This window comes from Paenibacillus sp. CMM36 (assembly GCF_053570945.1).
Map to the genome: position 1 here is coordinate 285,977 of NZ_JBSEDY010000001.1, position 16,210 is coordinate 302,186.

Genomic DNA, 16,210 nt, shown 5'->3' on the forward strand with positions numbered 1-16,210 from the left:
TGTGGGGAGGAACGAAAGTGGAGAGCTTCAAACGTAAATCACCAGAGGAAATACTGGATTCGATTAACAAATTGCATCGAGGCAGACTCAAAATATACATGGGTGCGGTCAGTGGCTCGGGTAAAACGTATCACATGCTGCATGAGGGACGGTCGCTGCAGCATGAAGGTATCGATGTTGTGATTTGTGCGGTATCGACCATGCAGCGGCCTGAGACCGTGGAACAGGTCGGCACGTTGGAGCGAGTGCCTAGTATTCATTGGATAAAAGATGGTGAGGAGCAAAAGGATCTGGATGTGGAAGCTTTGGTGGCACGAAATCCTGAGGTGGTACTGGTGGATCATTTGGCACATCATAACCGGAAAGACGCCCCATTTCCAACACGGCTGGAGGATATTCGGTATTTGCTGGAGCAGGGGATTAGCGTCATTACGACGGTCAATGTTTATGAGCTCGAAGGAATTACGGAGTGGGTATATCAGCTGACAGGCTTTGAAGCGGAATATACGGTTCCGGTTGATACACTGGAGCTGGCGGATGAAATTCGTCTGATTGATGCCACCCCGGAGATGATTTTGGAACGGCTGGCGAAAGGCTACATGCATACGCCCAATCCTGAGATGTTTCACCGGGGAAATCTGGGTAAATTGCGTGAGCTTGCCTTGCGATTGGTAGCAGAGGATGTGAATGATTCGCTGGAACGGCACCGGGAGGAGTTGGGCTTGCACGGGGCGTCAGGAGCCGCAGAGCGTATTTTGGTACCTGTCCAATATCATTGGAATGGGTCCATTTATGTACGCAGGGGGGAACAGGTCGCCAAGCGGTTGGGTGGAGATATGCTAGTAGTCTCCTTTGTCAGCTCGAAGCGCAAGCTGTCCAAGGAATCAGCAGCCTTTAAGCGCTCAATTGAGCAATTGGCCGACAAGATAGGATCAACATTTGAAGAAATCCCGCTTTTTTCCCGCAGAAGGTTGCCTCGCCAACTGATTCATTATGCGGTGACGCACAATGTTACCCGTATTGTTATGGGACATTCTCGGCAGACTCCGTGGCAGGAGCTGATGAAAGGATCGCTGGTGAACGGGATTTTAAAACGAATGAAAAATATGGATCTACTGCTGATTGCGGACCGAGCCGAGCAGGAGGGTGAGCGAATTTTACCAACGATGAGACAGGAGGTAGAAGAGAATGACCCGTATCATCGTTTGAGCGTTGAGGAAGCACAGGCTGAGGCAGCCAAAATCCTGCGAGGCAAGCTCAAGGTATACATTGGCGCTGCTCCGGGGGTCGGCAAAACATACACGATGCTGAGAGAGGGAAACGATCTGCTGGAGAGCGGGATTGATGTGGTTATCGGATTGCTGGAAACGCACGGAAGAGCAGAAACATTGGCCCAGGTAGGCTCTCTGGAGATGATCCCTCGTCAGTCCATTGAGCGTCATGGCGCACACTTGGAAGAAATGGACACCGAAGCTATTCTCAGGCGCAATCCCGAGGTGGTGCTAATTGATGAGCTGGCTCATACCAACGTCCCAGGAAGTCTGAGATCCAAGCGCTATGAGGATGTGCTCGCCATTTTGGAACAAGGGATCTCTGTGATATCCACAATGAATGTACAGCATCTGGAGAGCTTAAATGATGCGGTAGAACAGATTACTGGCATACGAGTGAGAGAGACTGTTCCCGACCATATGATGCGTCTGGCCGATGAAGTGCAGCTTGTTGATGTGGCTCCCAAATCGTTGCAGCAGCGTATGCGTGAGGGCAAAATATACGATCCTGCGAAGGTGGAGCAGGCACTTAGCCACTTTTTTAAACTGGGCAATCTGATTGCGTTGCGTGAACTTGCTCTGCGGGAATTGGCAGATGACGTAGATGAGCGGCTAGAATCCTGGGATCGACACGAATCACTTCGGGGACCGTGGCGCAGGGAGGAAGTGATCTTCGTAGGCGTGACGCTAAGCGAAAATGCTGAAAGGTTGATCCGCCGTGGTTTTCGTATCGCCTTTCGGCTAAAGGCTGTGTGGATTGTGACGTATGCTCATGTCGGTGAGTGTATACCCGAGAGACTGAACCCTCGTCTGGAACAACTAAAGTTGCTGACCCACCGACTGGGGGGAACCTTTGAGATGCGGCTTGTTTCCAGCCGACGCGAGATTGCCGACATTTTGATTGCTCCGGTGGAAGGATATTCAGGAACGCAGCTTATCGTGGGGCAGTCTTCCCGAAGTAGCTGTTGGGGTAAGTCTGCGGTTGTGCCGAGGATTCTCCGTCAAGCACGTCATATGGATGTTCTAATTGTGGCGGATTATGATCCGGATATTAAGCTGGAGGTAGATCATTAATTAGCCCAGCAAATTCATAAATAGTCATATGCTGGTTACCGATGGTTCGCTGCTTCCATAGTATATTCTATCTCAAAGAAATGGAGGCGAATTTAAATGTTTAAACATCGTAAGCATCATTGTCATTTTCCAAAGCCAAAAAAACGTGTCTTTAAGAAGATCATTAAGGTGACTGTCATTAAGTTTAAACCTAAATTTGAACGTGATCATCGGAAACATGAAGATTTTGATAAGAAATGTCATTGCCGGAAACGTCATCATCGCCATCATCGCCATCATGACTGTCATCGTCGTCACCACAAATTCTACTAAGATGAAGATGGTAGGAGGCGGGGCTAGACTGCCCGCCTTCTCTTAGTACGAGGATTTTGGAAGATACTTGCACAAAAAATACTTGCTCTAATATAAGCGCTATGCTATTCTACCAGTAAATAGATTGCACGTGACGGAAGCACCGTTCACCAACCGTATGTACTTACGGATGGATGAACGGTGCTTTTTTGCGTTGTTGTGTTAGGGAAGGGATGAGCATTATGATTCCAGTGAAAGTGGTATTAGCCGTAGAAGGTCGGGATTATATTGAGCCGCTGCTGAATTATGTTCACGTAAGCGAGTACGCTAGAAGGCTGAGAATAACGGCTTTTTCGCAACCGGAGGCATTTCATCAATACATGATGGAAACCAGCGGAATGAAAAGACCGGATGTGGTGGTTGGTGAAACTCCCTTTTTGAATCTATGGACAGACAGGGAAGCTGCTGATATTCCTTGTTTGGTATTGCATGAGGGAGAACAAGTGAGCGAATATGGACAGCCTTTATTAAAATATCAGCCTTTATCTGAACTGGTCGGTTTTATTTTGGAAACGGCGAGACAGAAGTCAAATGGTCGGAAAAGTGTAAACAGCCGGGAAGGTGGGATGATTATCGGCATGGTAGCAGCTTCCGGAGGACTGGGCAAGACAACGGCCGCACTCAATATGTCCAAACAGCTGGGGAATGAGGGATATTCGGTATTCTATCTGAATCTGGAGACGGTGGATTCAAGCTCATTATTCACTGGTTCAGGCAGTGCTAGCGGAGCAGAAGGAGAAGGGCTGTCCAGGCTGCTCTATGATCTCAAGGCAGAAGGGAGTGAGGAGACTCCGTTATCCATTGCTTCCTATTGTGTTCGTCGCCCTGAAATTCAGGCGGATACTTTTCAGCCTGTCTATAATCGCAAGGAGCTGACGGATATGACTTGTGATGAAGCGAAAGAGCTGATTCGAACAGTTGCCGAAAGTGGACAGTATGATGTAGTGATCGTAGATGGCGATTCTGAAAAAGGTGATCGGGCTCAAGCCGTGCTTGAAGCTAGTCATAAGCTGATTTGGCTGCTGGCAGACGATTTAATGAGCATGCACAAGTGCGGATTATGGCTGGATGTTTTAGAAACCACGCGGCCTGAAGGGCTTGAAGACATGATATGCAAAACCAGCTTTGTGGTGAACCGCTATATGGGAACTATGATCAACTCGTTACCTCGTGACTTCATGGAGCTAAACGGAGCGTTACCCTATATACCTTCATGGAAACAGATGCAGCACCGTGAGCTGCTGCTAAGTTCACCAATTTATCAGCGGGAAATTCGTCATCTATGCCGCGAGCTGCTGAATGTGGACGGTGTAACACATCCGGCCACCGTTTGGTCTTAAAAGGGGCTGATGAACATGAATGAGGGACGATTTAAGGCATTGCGAGCAGATATCCGAAACGGGCTGGACGTAACGTCTTCGGTAAAGGATGCAGATCTGGTACGGCATATTGAAAATCGAATTTTACACGATGTAGAGCTGGTGGGCTTAACTTCCCGTGAGAAGCACGCACTTGTCCGCAAGATTTTTAACTCTTTCCGTGGGCTGGACGTACTCCAGCCATTGATTGACGACCCGACCGTTACGGAAATTATGATCAACAGTCACCGGGAAATCTTTGTGGAGCGGGCTGGTGAGGTGATGCAGGTATCCGATCAATTTGAATCCCGCGAGCGACTGGAGGATTTAATCCAGACGATTGTAGCCGGGGTGAATCGAATTGTGAATGAGGCTTCCCCCATTGTGGATGCCCGATTAAAGGATGGATCACGCGTAAATATTGTGCTACCTCCGGTTGCTCTCAAGGGTCCGACGATGACCATACGGAAGTTTCCCGAGCGTCCTATGACGATGGATGACTTGATACGAATGGGTGCGCTGGATGCAGAAGCCGCTGCTATGCTCAAGGACTTGGTACGTAGCAAGTACAACATTTTTATAAGCGGAGGAACGGGTTCTGGTAAAACAACTTTTCTGAATGCATTATCCCAATTTATCCCGCCATCTGAACGGATTATTACCATTGAAGATTCAGCAGAGCTGCAAATTGTGACGGTCCCTAATCTGGTTTCCATGGAAACACGGAATGCGAACACCGAGGGGAAGGGAGAAATCACAATTCGTGATCTGATTCGTTCCTCCCTGCGTATGCGGCCCAACCGCATTGTGGTGGGTGAGGTCCGGGGGAGTGAGGCATTGGATATGCTGCAAGCGATGAACACAGGACACGATGGATCGCTGTCAACTGGCCACGCAAATAATATCCGCGATATGGTCAGCCGGCTGGAAACGATGGTGCTGGGAGGGGCAGAGCTTCCGCTTGGAGTAGTACGACAGCAGATCAGCTCGGCCATTGATATATTTGTTCATCTGTCACGGATGCGCGACAAATCCAGACGAGTGCTGGAAATTAGCGAAGTGATTGGTTTTGAAAAGGGTGAGGTGACGCTTAACCCCCTTTATCGGTTTCAGGAGCGAGGAGAAAGCAAGGGGCGAATCGTAGGAGGTCTGGAACGTTGTGGCGAGGGTCTGCAACATACGTTGAAGCTGCAAATGGCCAGGATCAATCCGGAAAACTGGCACAGGGGAGGCGTATCAGCGTGAAGTCAGGAAAAACGGCGGCCAAGCAAGTATCACGTGAGGCCCCTTCTCTGCCAGATTATACGGTGTATACATTATCGACAGTCCAAAAAAGTCTGTGCATATTCTTTAGTGGCGTGTTGTTCGCGATGATCGGTTATCTATTTTATCACCAATGGATATTATCGTTGCTGTGCGCTGCCGGGGCTGGGGTGATGCCTCGTTATTTTAGGCAATTTTTGCTGCAAAGACGCAGGTCTGCCCTAAGCATCCAATTCAAACAGGCTTTATATTCGCTCTCGTCTTCTCTTTCAGCGGGAAGGTCGGTGGAGAATGGTTTTCGTGAGGCAGTAGAGGATTTGAGATTGCTTAGTCCAGATGGAGATCACGACCTGATTTTTGAATTTAACATTATTACCGCCTGTCTCGAAATCGGACAGCCTGTAGAAACCGCTTTGCAGGATTTGGCCCGTCGGGCGCAGATGGAAGATATTACTAATTTTGCGGACGTATTTGCGGCTTGCAAACGAACCGGAGGTGATCTGGTGGAAGTCGTAAGACGAGCTTCAAGTGTCATTGGTGAGAAGCTGGAAATTCAGCAGGAGATCGGTGTAATGATTGCGCAGAAACGTTTTGAATCGAGGGTTATGTTTGCGGCGCCTTTTTTGTTTGTATTGTTTATGACCATGACAGCGGGTGATTACATGATGCCCTTATACAGCGGTACAGGTATGATTTTATCAACCTTTTGTTTATTGGTGCTTGGTGGGTGTCTCGTGTGGATCAACCACATTATGAAGATTGAAGTGTAAGGAGAGATGGGTGTGGTGATGTTGATTTGTCTGGTCATGCTGGTTCTGCAAGTGGGAGGTTGGGTGGTGCTGAACCAGATGCACGGTGCTAAGTATGCGCATTTTCGCCATATGAAGTTGGAGGGACTGCGGCTGCAAAGACTTTCAGTCCCATTTGTACACATGATTCATGCTTCACGTGCTACTCATAGGCTGCCTTTGCTAATGTTCAAGCTCCAGCGTTCGGTGCAAAAGCTGTATGGTATGCGCAACAGCGGAGAAAAAACGATGCTTTTTCTGGCAGAAATGTTGGGTTACGGATATATGATGGCTGCTGGTGGAGCTATAGTATCGCTTTTGCTGGGTGGGGATGCGACCGGGCTGGTGCTCGGATTGGGACTTGGTCTTCTGGTACCCATCGCGCTGATCAAGGATTTGCACGGGAAAGTACAGAAGCGGGATCAGCAAATTTTAATGGAACTGCCTGAACTGTTGAGTAAAATGATGCTTTTAGTAGGTGCAGGTGAGACGGTACAACGGGCATTGCTACATTGCGTGGAACGTAAAGGGGCGGATACGGAACATCCGTTGTATCGAGAACTGAGGCAGACGGTGGCAGAATGGGAAAGCGGCTTTTCCTTTCAACAGGCATTTGAGCACCTGAGCAAACGTTGTGGTATTCAGGAAATGACAGTATTTACGACGACAGTTTTGTTGAATATGAGGCGCGGCGGGAGCGATTTCGTGATGGCTTTACGTGAGTTGTCCCAGACGTTATGGGGCAAGCGGACTTCAATTAGCCGCACAAGAGGGGAGCAGGCTTCATCTAAGCTGGTATTCCCGATGGCGCTGATTTTGCTAACGGTAATTGTGCTCGTGGGCGCTCCGGCTTTAATGATGATGAATATGTAGGAGGAATACAACGATGATGACATTAGTAACGGGCAGTATTCGTAAATTGTACAAGGATGAGGATGGTCTGGGTACGTTAGAAATGATCCTGATCATTGCCATTCTGATTGCGGTGGCAATTATTTTCAAGGATCAGATCAAGAAAATTGTAGAAGGGCTTTTGAAAAAGGCGGATAAAAAAAGTAACGATTTTATGGATTCATAATGCTGCGCAAATTGGCACAAAAAGAGGACGGGAGCTTCTCCTTGGAAGCTTCCCTCGTCTTTCCCATTCTACTGCTGGTCATTTTTGTGATGTTATTTTTTTGCCTGTACATATATCAAAAGTCTATATTGGTGCAGGTCGCTGCTACTGCTTCAGAAAGGGCCGCTTACAGTTGGGATAACAGCTTCAAGGACCCACGTACGGGAGCATTTACACAGGGGCAACGAGATTCTCTCTATTGGCGCTTGAAGGATGATGTTATGCTCGGAGCCCTGTTTGGCTGGACCGGAGCCAACAATCAGGAAAGTGTACAGGTTCCAGGCGGCAATGGGGGAGGCTCGTTACCTGCTCAAAAGCTGTCCAATGCAGAAAATAATATGCCTGCGGGCATGCAGGGGCAGATGACATATGAGAACAGTATGATTCACCGTAAGGTGACCACAAAGTTAAATAAAATCGTGAAGGTACCTTTGCTGAATCAGTTTTTAGATCAGACAGATTTTCAAGGGAAAATGAGCTCTGGCGTGGTCGAACCTGTGGAATGGATTCGTACGGTGGAGTTGGTCCGTTATTATGGTGCGAAGTTTATGGGCAGAGGATCAGGTGAAAAGGTAGATTCGGCAGTTGTAGGCAAAGTATTGATGCAATATGGTCAAAATGGTCAGTGAGAAGTAAGGAATAGGAATGTAACTGGGAAGGAGGAAGCGGGTGTTTGGTAAGGGTCACAATACAAAGGACGGGGAATCAGGTGCTGTCACGGTCTTTTTAATTCTGATTTTGGCGGTCATGTTCGGTTTTATTGCTGTATTTATTGATTACGCGAGAATTGCTGCACTGCATGTGCAGACCGAACGGCTGACCCATGCGGCGGTTCGTTCAGTGATGTCTGCTTATGATCCGACATTACAACAGGAGTACGGTTTGTTTGCTTATGGCGAAGGCGGCGGAGAACAAATTATGGTCAAAGTGCTGAATGATAGCGCGCGGCGTACGGCACGCGCAGAAACGCTACCGCTTATGAATATGAAGCTGGATTCTAGTTCCCTGCAAATGGAAAGGGAGCTTGGTAAATATGCCATATTTAACGAGCAGATCCGTGAAGAGATGAAGTATAAAGCACCTGTCGATTTTACGTTTGAAGTGCTCGAAAAGCTGAAGCCGCTCTCTCAAAATATGAAAGAGGCTTCTCATACGGTAGATTTGCTGAAACGGCTGCAAAAGCTATACGACAGACGAGAGGCCAAACTGGATGACATGCTGGAGAAGCAGCGTAAAGCAGGAGCTTATATGGAAGAGGTTCGCAAGCGGATTATTAAACAGAGGGGCACCTATATGCCCAATCAGTATATATGGGACCCGCTTGAGGTTGTAGCCGATATTGCCGCTCAATATAAGCATTACGTACATGTATATGAAGACAATAAGAAGAGTGTGGACGACGTTAAAATCATGCAGATGGAAAAGTATGCACGTAGAGCGAGGGCAGCGCTTGATCGCCTGCGTCAGATCATGGTTCAGGCTGGGGAAGAACATGATAAGTTGCTTCTGGAAGCCAAGGAACCGTTAAATGAGGCCCAACAGATTAATGAAGAGATGCGCAAAGTCATTGCCCAATATAAGCAGAGGGCGGCCAATGCAGGCTACGATGAGGTTTCAGCAGCCCCTACTCCAAGCGGGACAGGCTCCAACGCAGATCCTTCGGTAGGAAGCGCACGGCAAAAAGCAGAGGATTTGTTGATTCCAGACAAGGAATTTGAGCAATGGGAAGCAGAAATTGAAAAGCAACGGACTTCTATAAATACTGCTAACAATAGAATAACGAGTATGATGCGTACGTTATCCTTTTATACAGATCCATTTTTGAATGCAGACATGCTCAAGCAAGAAGTCGCTTCTACGCTTAAGGAGATAGATAAATACTTAAATGCGTATGCTTGGGCGGGACCCGCCAATGTGCTCGACGGTGAAGCCAGGACGATGGATACGCGACGCGGCCCGGACAAAGAACGCAAGAAAATGGAAAAAGAGGCGAAAAACAAACTCAAACAAGCCTATCGGATTATTGAGGTTCTATCCAAGGGTAAACAAAGTGCAGAACAATTCCAAAATCTGGAGCAGTATTACAATGAAAGTATTTCGTTTAACCAGTCTACATCCAGTCCATCTGTATCCGCTGATTTGTCCTATGACACCTATGATGCAGCAGGATCTTCCATGGATAGTATGGATGGTCTATACGGTGCGGCATCCAATTTACTGACTCAACTGGGAGACGAGTTTTACCAGAATGAATACGCGCTTTCTTACTTCCATCATGTGGATTTTAGTCGTTTTGGCAGTTTGGCCGGATCGGGTGGAAATGTGGGAAATGCTGCACAGATTTTGGAAGATCAGCTAGAGGTGAATAATCAGGAAGTTGAGTACATCTTGTATGGGTTCCATAATCCGACGGGTAATCTGGCATCCGCCTATGGAGAAATTTTTGCTATGAGACTTGCCATTCGAACAATGGAGGGATTGGTTAAGAACAGCTCAAAAGGTAATCCGCTGGTCGTTTTGGCGGCAGCTTTGTTATATGGAGTAGAAAAAGCGATAGAAGACATGATTATGCTGGCACAAAAGGGGGACGTGCCATTGTCTGATTTTCTGAAATTTCGAATGACATACAAGGATCATTTGCGATTGTTCCTGATGCTCCATAGCAATAATGAACGAAAAATGTCCCGTATGCTGGCTCTGATCCGTCTGAATACAGATGTCAATCCTGCTGAGCGGCAAACGTATGCAACGGGTGAGGTCAAGAATGGGATGAGGCTGTGGTTTCTACCTGGGGTAATGAAGATGCTCGGGACCGCCTCAAAAGAAGGCGAGAGTATTAAGGGAAGTGTGTACTATGTCACGAAAACAGCGCATTTTTCCTATTAATCGGTGTTTACGGAAAGTTTGTGGGCAAAAGCAATGTGAACAAGGAAGTATTGTTTTAGAAGCGTCATTGGTGTTGCCAATGTTTCTGTTTTTTATTATTTTTCTCATTTATATGGTTCAGATGACACTGGTATCTACAGCGTTGCAGACCACCGCTTCAGAAGCGGTTAAACAGGTTTCGGCTAAAATCTACCCAGTTTCTCTAGCCGTGGAGGCGGCGTCCGCAAAAATAGATGCAGTGCGTGAACCGCTGGATGAACTGCCCAAGTTATCTGTGAGTGAATATGCAAGCCAATTCGCTGCCCAGTTGCCACCTCCAATTGGTGATTGGGTAGAAAGCGCTGTTCAGGGCGGTCAAAAGCCGATGGAGGAACTGCGGGGGCGATTTACGGAAGCTGCACTCGATCCTGTTTTGAAGCCGATGCTAAAGCCTTTTATGGAGGAAAGCATTCTGGAATATGACCGTATTCATATAACGAGCGTACATGTACCTGCTCTTACAGGAACTAAGGACCCATATTTTAGAGTAGAACTGTCGTATGAACTGCCGATGAAGGTTCCTTTTCTGTATCGCAGCATTGTGCTTCAGGCGGCAGCTGAGGAACGTCTTTGGATTGGCGACACAGGGGAAGGAGCAGGTACAGGAAATGCGACGGGAGACAAGGATGCGGAGCATTCCATACAGTTGCTTGTTAAGCCTGAACCTGCTGTGAAGGGTGTGTACAATTTAATCAAGGCCAAGGTTGAGCCTGGGACGACTGCTAACCTTTCTGTGCTTTATAAGTCGGGTGAAAGCACAGCTCAGCACTTGGGCTGGACCTCTGCCAACGCGGACGGGATTATAGAATGGAACTGGTTTGTGGGAACGAACACAACACCTGGTCAATGGAGCTTTGTAATTGAAACAGAGGATGGTCAACGTATAGAAGTTCCGTTTACCGTGGAAAAGCCAGCTGATGGATAGGATGGATATAGACTTGTAGGGATAGCTACGATGGAAAATGATTTGGCAGTCTGCTAGTTCTATTTTTATAAAGGGGGAAGATCGCATTGACGTGGATGTATATTGTATGCGGAGTTCTGCTCGCGATTGCGTTAGTTACGGATTTACGTAGCATGAAAATCCCTAATAAGCTTACATTGCCCGGCATAGTGGTAGGCTTGGTATTCAATACTCTATTTGGGGGGTGGCACGGTTTTTTATTTGCTGTTGCTGGACTGGGTACCGGATTTGGGTTCATGCTGATTTTGTACTGGATGGGAGCTGTTGGTGCAGGAGATGTGAAGCTGTTCGGCTTGATTGGAGCATGGACAGGTGCCGCTTTTGCATGGCAGTCAGCTTTATATTCGATTTTTTTTGCAGGTATTATTGGCATAGGGATTTTGCTATGGAAGAGGGAAACCATCATGAGACTGCGGCGCGTAGCTTTTAATTTAGGAGGATTTTTTCTATTTCGCAGTGGAAAAGCACTGACCAGTGGAAATGAAGCACACCTCAGGTTTCCTTTTATGACGGCAGTCATTCCGGGGGCGATCAGTGCTTATCTTTACTTCTTGCCATGACATGTCCGCTGGGGGAGATCATGCTACCTCACGGAGATAGGAAATTGTTAAGGAGGTCATGAATTGTTTGGTTTAAGCAGGGATTTTGCCCGGAACGGCGGGACATTTATGATTCTAAACAAGGAAGACGGGCTCAAAACCGATGATTTAAATTCCGTGCAAACTGGAATGATGACTGGTAATCGGATTCCCGGTCTACTGGAACTTAGAATAAAGGAAGTCGATTTTCAGATTGAGTTACATTACGACATTTCGGGGCAACGCATGCTTTCCCAGTTATGGAAAGGTGGGGGCGTGTCGACTTCTGATTTCTACCGGATTCTTTTTGAAGTGGCAGATGCCCTCCATCGCAGCCCGCAATATATGTTAGATATTCGCCAGTTTATTTTGCACGAGGATTATATTTTTCTAAGTGGTTCAGGTACAAGGGAAACCGCCAGTTTAACCTATGTTCCTTTACGCAGTGTACAGTATGCAGGGCAAACAGGCAGTCAATTTAAGCAGATGGTTATTCGTTTAATGACTCGTGTGGCCCACTTTCAGGGAGAAAATATACAACGCATACTCGATCTGTGTGATAGAAATGAATTTGAATTGGGTTTGCTAAAGGAACTGCTGTTGCAAGGAATGAAGGCTGGTACAGAGAGTGCTAGCGTGCAGGCAGAAAGTATGGAAGAGCGAGCCTTTTCATCAGCCGATCCTATCCTATCTGCTCATACCTCACAGGGGAACTATACGGATCGTGGCGGAACATACGCGCGAGAGCATCGGGAAACTCTACAGGAGATTCAGGAGCTTAAACGGATCAATCGGCTCAAACCGTCCGTGAAACCAGAGGAGAATTCCGAGCATGTAACAGAAAACGAAGTAGAAGATGTGGAGCCTGGATTGCAAAAATATAAAACCTACATTGCTCTCGGATGTCTGCTCGCTTCGGCCATCGTGTGGCGTTATATTTATCTGGACCATCCAGAGACGGTACCGTTGATTATTTCCATGGTGCTGACCTTGGTACTTGCCGCTGTTGCTTATATAAGCTGGACGGGGAAATGGGAGCGCAATCGAACTTCATCTCATATGTACAGCGATTCAGTACCTGTATTGGATTCGGAATGGTTAGGAACTACTTCTTCCCCAGCACAGCGCAAAAATGATCGTTATCAGGTAGATAAGCTGACCGGATTTGTAGCGGGACGTCATCATCAAGACAAGCAATCTTCCGATTCGAGTGATCAAGGGCCGGAGGACTGGAGATGGACTTTTCCAAACTCAGAATCTAAGAGCGTGGGAAATCGAGTTGCGGAAAATAGTAAGAAAACTTCAGCAAATTGTGACTTACACGAGCCATCGTGGAAAGGTGCGGAACGGGGAAATGAATTGGAAGCCAGTGATACCAGCGAGGCTTATTATAAGTCTCTCTCCGGGGTAACGGAGCTTCTAAATGCTGCATCTAAGCAGGAAACGATGCTGCTTCGTGCAGATCAAGAGATGCAGATTTCACCAGTGCAGCAATCACCGATGGCTTGCCTGGATCGCAAGCCACCAGGTAGTGGAGGGACAGAGCGCATCCGGTTGCAGCCAGACCAATTCGTTGCAGGCAGTTTTATCATCGGGAGAGATCCGCAACTGGTTCAGTTTGTAGAGCATACGGATGGAGCTTCCCGTTCTCATATTGAGCTTTGCATAGTTACAGGAGAACATAGCCACATTGTTAAGGATTTATCCTCGACGAATGGAACTGTTCTGAATGGAGAGCCTATGGTGCCTTATAAGGAGTACACAATGAAGGATGGAGATACTTTTAAAATCGCTGGAGTTTCTTATACTTACCGGTTGGACTCTTTTAAATCCTCCAATGCATCATAAATGAAGGTTATATGGATATATGTCAAGAAGAGGCCTGTTATATTCAGAGCTTCTTTCTTTATGAATAGTGGACTATTCATGGGAATAAAATGGGGCATCTTAATAACTTGTAGTCTGCTTGAGAGATTGTATCTGACTAAAAAGAGGAACCCTAAGCTGGTAGTGACACTACCTACCAGCCAAGAGTTCCTCTTTTTCAATTCAATGCTGTTTTTGGGAAGAATGGAGTTCTTTAAGAGCGTCCTTAAGTGAAGGATAGTGAAACTTAAATCCGTGCTCCAGCGCTTTGCGCGGTATTACCTTCTGACCATCCAATACTAGCGTGCTCATCTCACCAACTAGCTTTGAAACGAGAATGCTGGGGACGGGAAACCAGTACGGACGGTGATATACCGTAGCTACTGTCCTCCCAAACTGGTCGTTCGTCAAGGGTTGTGGTGATGAAGCATTCACTGCCCCGACAATTTCCGTCGTATGGATGCAGTACGTGATCAGACGAACGATATCTTCAATATGAATCCAGCTCATCCATTGATGGCCGCTACCTATTTTGCCGCCGAATCCGAAGCTATAAGGCATCTTCATGAGTGGGAATGCCCCTTTTTTTCTGTCCAGCACAAGGCTAATGCGTAACTTAATTAAACGGGCTTCAGAAGGGTAGGCATTGGCTGCTTCTTCCCATTGCTCAACCACCTGAGACAGAAAATCTCCCGAACAGCGCGGGCTCGTTTCATCGAATGTTTCGGTCAGGGATGTACCATAGGCGGCAACAGCAGAAGCCTGAATGATTACTTTCGTTTTTTTTGTAGAGCATTCAATGCTTGAGCCAACCGGGCAACAGATAGCAGTCGAGATTGAAGAATTCTTTGTTTGGACTTATCCGTCCAGCGCTGATTCAGCGTTTCGCCTGCTAAATTAACGACCGCATCTGTGCCTTCCAGTACTTCAGGCTTTTGTTTTAATTCGTTCCAGCTCATATATTGCAAGCGGGGGCTCGCTTCGTGTCCTACCAGTGGCTTGCGGGTAACGACTTTCACGGTGTATCCGTCGTCTAGCAGGCTTTTGACCAGTGCACTCCCCACCAATCCAGTTCCTCCACATACGATGATGTTCATGGAGCCAGCTCTCCTTCCAATTCACAAAAATACATCCGTTATAGAATATAACCCTTTTCGAGAGAAAAAAACTTCATATGAATGTCCTTTATACGGTTAAGTGTCAATCCATGATTTTATTTACCCCTGTTTGACTAACATATATTCTGATGTGTACTTTATCTACGTATTCCCTTAATAGAGTTATTTGAGGATTTTGCAAAAGCCCAATAAGCGACTTTCAATGAAGAATATATTGATCGAAATGGTCTGGTTCGTCTGTATATTGCACTTTGGAGCGACTGGAATCGAATTTTGCAAAATCCTGATTTAAGAAAGTTGCCATAAAAGCTATGTTGTTTGATTTCAATAATCACGTTAAAATGATTAAATTAAAATAAGACAAGCATAACAGGATAAGGGGATGAATCAGGGTCATGCTGAAAATTGGTTCTCATGTGTCCTTCTCGGACAAGGGTCTGCTCAGCGCTACAAAAGAAGCGTCTACTTACGGGTCCAGCTCCTTTATGATATACACGGGAGCACCGCAAAACACGCGTCGTAAGCCGATGGAGTCCATGTATTTGGAGGAAGGCAAGCAGTTAATGGCTGAGAAGGGAATGGAAGATATCGTGGTGCATGCCCCGTATATCATCAACCTTGGCTCTTACAAAGAAAATACCTATGAGCTTGCGGTCAGCTTTCTTCAGGAGGAAATTCGGCGCACATACGCGATAGGTGTGAAAAATATTGTGCTGCATCCGGGCGCTTTTACCGATAAGGATGCGGAATATGGAATCGGGCGTATTGCCGATGGTTTGAACGAGGTACTGAACGGCGTGAAGGAGACAGATGTTAACATCGCGCTTGAAACGATGGCAGGCAAAGGAACGGAAATGGGGCGTAGCTTTGAGGAGATTGCCTCCATTATAGATAAAGTAGAGCGTAACGAGCGTCTTACGGTTTGTATGGACACCTGTCACATTCACGATGCGGGTTATGATATCGTAAATGATCTGGACGGTGTATTGGAGCAGTTCGACCGTATTGTCGGCTTGAATCGCATTGCAGTTGTTCACATTAATGACAGTAAAAATCCAGTTGGCGCTCATAAAGACCGCCATACTCCGATCGGATCAGGCTGGATTGGCTATCAGACTATTCATAATGTGGTGCATCATGAAGCACTTCAAGGACGTCCGTTTATTTTGGAGACGCCATGGATTGGGAAGGAAGCCAAAACTCAGCGTCCGATGTATGAGGTTGAAATTGCCCTGCTTCGCGGAAATGTAAAGGAGCGCTTTGGGGATGAGTTTTTGGGTCAGGTAGAGCAATTGCATTCGTTTTTCAAAAAACAGGATGTGGATGTCCGTAAATTTGTTCTGGACACCTGGGCTCTGCTGAAAAATGATGCCAAAGCAAGAAAAGCCGATCCACGTGAGCCGTTGGAGCGTCTGTATGACATGATAACGGAAGCAGCACTATTTCCAGATTTGAGCGAAGAACACATTAATCAACGGTTGATTGCCTGGTTTGCCGGCAGTCATTTGCCAGTGACGGTATAAGCTAAGGGGGATTA

General features: G+C 46.8%; 12 protein-coding genes and 1 pseudogene. 12 read left to right on the forward strand and 1 reads right to left on the reverse strand.

Annotated features, from left to right (window positions below; translation table 11 throughout):
• The first annotated feature begins 17 nt into the window (after positions 1-17).
• From ACWA2B_RS01500 to ACWA2B_RS01550, 11 genes are all read left to right on the forward strand, one after another.
• Complete coding sequence (locus tag ACWA2B_RS01500) at positions 18-2,345, forward strand: histidine kinase (protein ID WP_340887071.1); 2,328 nt, start codon at positions 18-20, stop codon at positions 2,343-2,345.
• A gap of 533 nt (positions 2,346-2,878) precedes the next feature.
• Entirely contained in the window at positions 2,879-4,036 is a 1,158-nt protein-coding gene (locus ACWA2B_RS01505) for a P-loop NTPase family protein (RefSeq protein ID WP_029516363.1), read from the forward strand.
• A gap of 15 nt (positions 4,037-4,051) precedes the next feature.
• Complete coding sequence (locus ACWA2B_RS01510) at positions 4,052-5,299, forward strand: CpaF family protein (RefSeq protein ID WP_449291625.1); 1,248 nt, start codon at positions 4,052-4,054, stop codon at positions 5,297-5,299.
• Positions 5,296-6,087, forward strand: a complete 792-nt coding sequence (locus ACWA2B_RS01515; RefSeq protein ID WP_318626876.1) for a type II secretion system F family protein — start codon at positions 5,296-5,298, stop codon at positions 6,085-6,087. Before ACWA2B_RS01510 ends, ACWA2B_RS01515 begins: the two co-directional genes overlap by 4 nt.
• Before the next feature lie 6 nt (positions 6,088-6,093).
• Entirely contained in the window at positions 6,094-6,978 is an 885-nt protein-coding gene (locus tag ACWA2B_RS01520; protein ID WP_340884746.1) for a type II secretion system F family protein, read from the forward strand.
• 13 nt (positions 6,979-6,991) lie between these two features.
• On the forward strand, positions 6,992-7,183 hold the full coding sequence (locus ACWA2B_RS01525) for a Flp1 family type IVb pilin (RefSeq protein ID WP_013309278.1): 192 nt from the start codon (positions 6,992-6,994) through the stop codon (positions 7,181-7,183).
• Positions 7,183-7,851, forward strand: coding sequence for a TadE family protein (locus ACWA2B_RS01530; protein WP_029516367.1), 669 nt, complete (start codon positions 7,183-7,185; stop codon positions 7,849-7,851). The genes ACWA2B_RS01525 and ACWA2B_RS01530 overlap by 1 nt, the downstream gene beginning before the upstream one ends.
• A gap of 40 nt (positions 7,852-7,891) precedes the next feature.
• The gene (locus ACWA2B_RS01535) at positions 7,892-10,108 is read left to right on the forward strand and encodes a hypothetical protein (protein ID WP_449291626.1); all 2,217 of its coding nucleotides are present in this window, start codon (positions 7,892-7,894) and stop codon (positions 10,106-10,108) included.
• Positions 10,077-11,072, forward strand: coding sequence for a TadE/TadG family type IV pilus assembly protein (locus ACWA2B_RS01540; RefSeq protein ID WP_039269666.1), 996 nt, complete (start codon positions 10,077-10,079; stop codon positions 11,070-11,072). Before ACWA2B_RS01535 ends, ACWA2B_RS01540 begins: the two co-directional genes overlap by 32 nt.
• 86 nt (positions 11,073-11,158) lie before the next feature.
• Complete coding sequence (locus ACWA2B_RS01545) at positions 11,159-11,671, forward strand: A24 family peptidase (protein ID WP_025722689.1); 513 nt, start codon at positions 11,159-11,161, stop codon at positions 11,669-11,671.
• 63 nt (positions 11,672-11,734) lie between these two features.
• Positions 11,735-13,537, forward strand: coding sequence for a DUF6382 domain-containing protein (locus ACWA2B_RS01550; protein ID WP_340884749.1), 1,803 nt, complete (start codon positions 11,735-11,737; stop codon positions 13,535-13,537).
• Between the two features lie 201 nt (positions 13,538-13,738).
• Here the strand turns inward: ACWA2B_RS01550 and ACWA2B_RS01555 are convergent.
• Positions 13,739-14,652, reverse strand: a pseudogene (locus ACWA2B_RS01555) (TIGR01777 family oxidoreductase).
• A 416-nt stretch (positions 14,653-15,068) separates the two neighbouring features.
• Between ACWA2B_RS01555 and ACWA2B_RS01560 the strand changes: the two are divergent.
• Entirely contained in the window at positions 15,069-16,196 is a 1,128-nt protein-coding gene (locus tag ACWA2B_RS01560) for a deoxyribonuclease IV (RefSeq protein ID WP_449291627.1), read from the forward strand.
• The last annotated feature ends 14 nt before the right edge of the window (positions 16,197-16,210 follow it).

Excerpts from the sequence above, each read along its gene's own strand:
- ACWA2B_RS01505 (WP_029516363.1), top strand. The coding sequence starts at position 2,879 with ATGATTCCAGTGAAAGTGGTATTAGCCGTAGAAGGTCGGGATTATATT.
- ACWA2B_RS01510 (WP_449291625.1), top strand. The coding sequence starts at position 4,052 with ATGAATGAGGGACGATTTAAGGCATTGCGAGCAGATATCCGAAACGGG.
- ACWA2B_RS01520 (WP_340884746.1), top strand. The coding sequence starts at position 6,094 with ATGGGTGTGGTGATGTTGATTTGTCTGGTCATGCTGGTTCTGCAAGTG.
- ACWA2B_RS01525 (WP_013309278.1), top strand. The coding sequence starts at position 6,992 with ATGATGACATTAGTAACGGGCAGTATTCGTAAATTGTACAAGGATGAG.
- ACWA2B_RS01530 (WP_029516367.1), top strand. The coding sequence starts at position 7,183 with ATGCTGCGCAAATTGGCACAAAAAGAGGACGGGAGCTTCTCCTTGGAA.
- ACWA2B_RS01540 (WP_039269666.1), top strand. The coding sequence starts at position 10,077 with ATGTCACGAAAACAGCGCATTTTTCCTATTAATCGGTGTTTACGGAAA.
- ACWA2B_RS01560 (WP_449291627.1), top strand. The coding sequence starts at position 15,069 with ATGCTGAAAATTGGTTCTCATGTGTCCTTCTCGGACAAGGGTCTGCTC.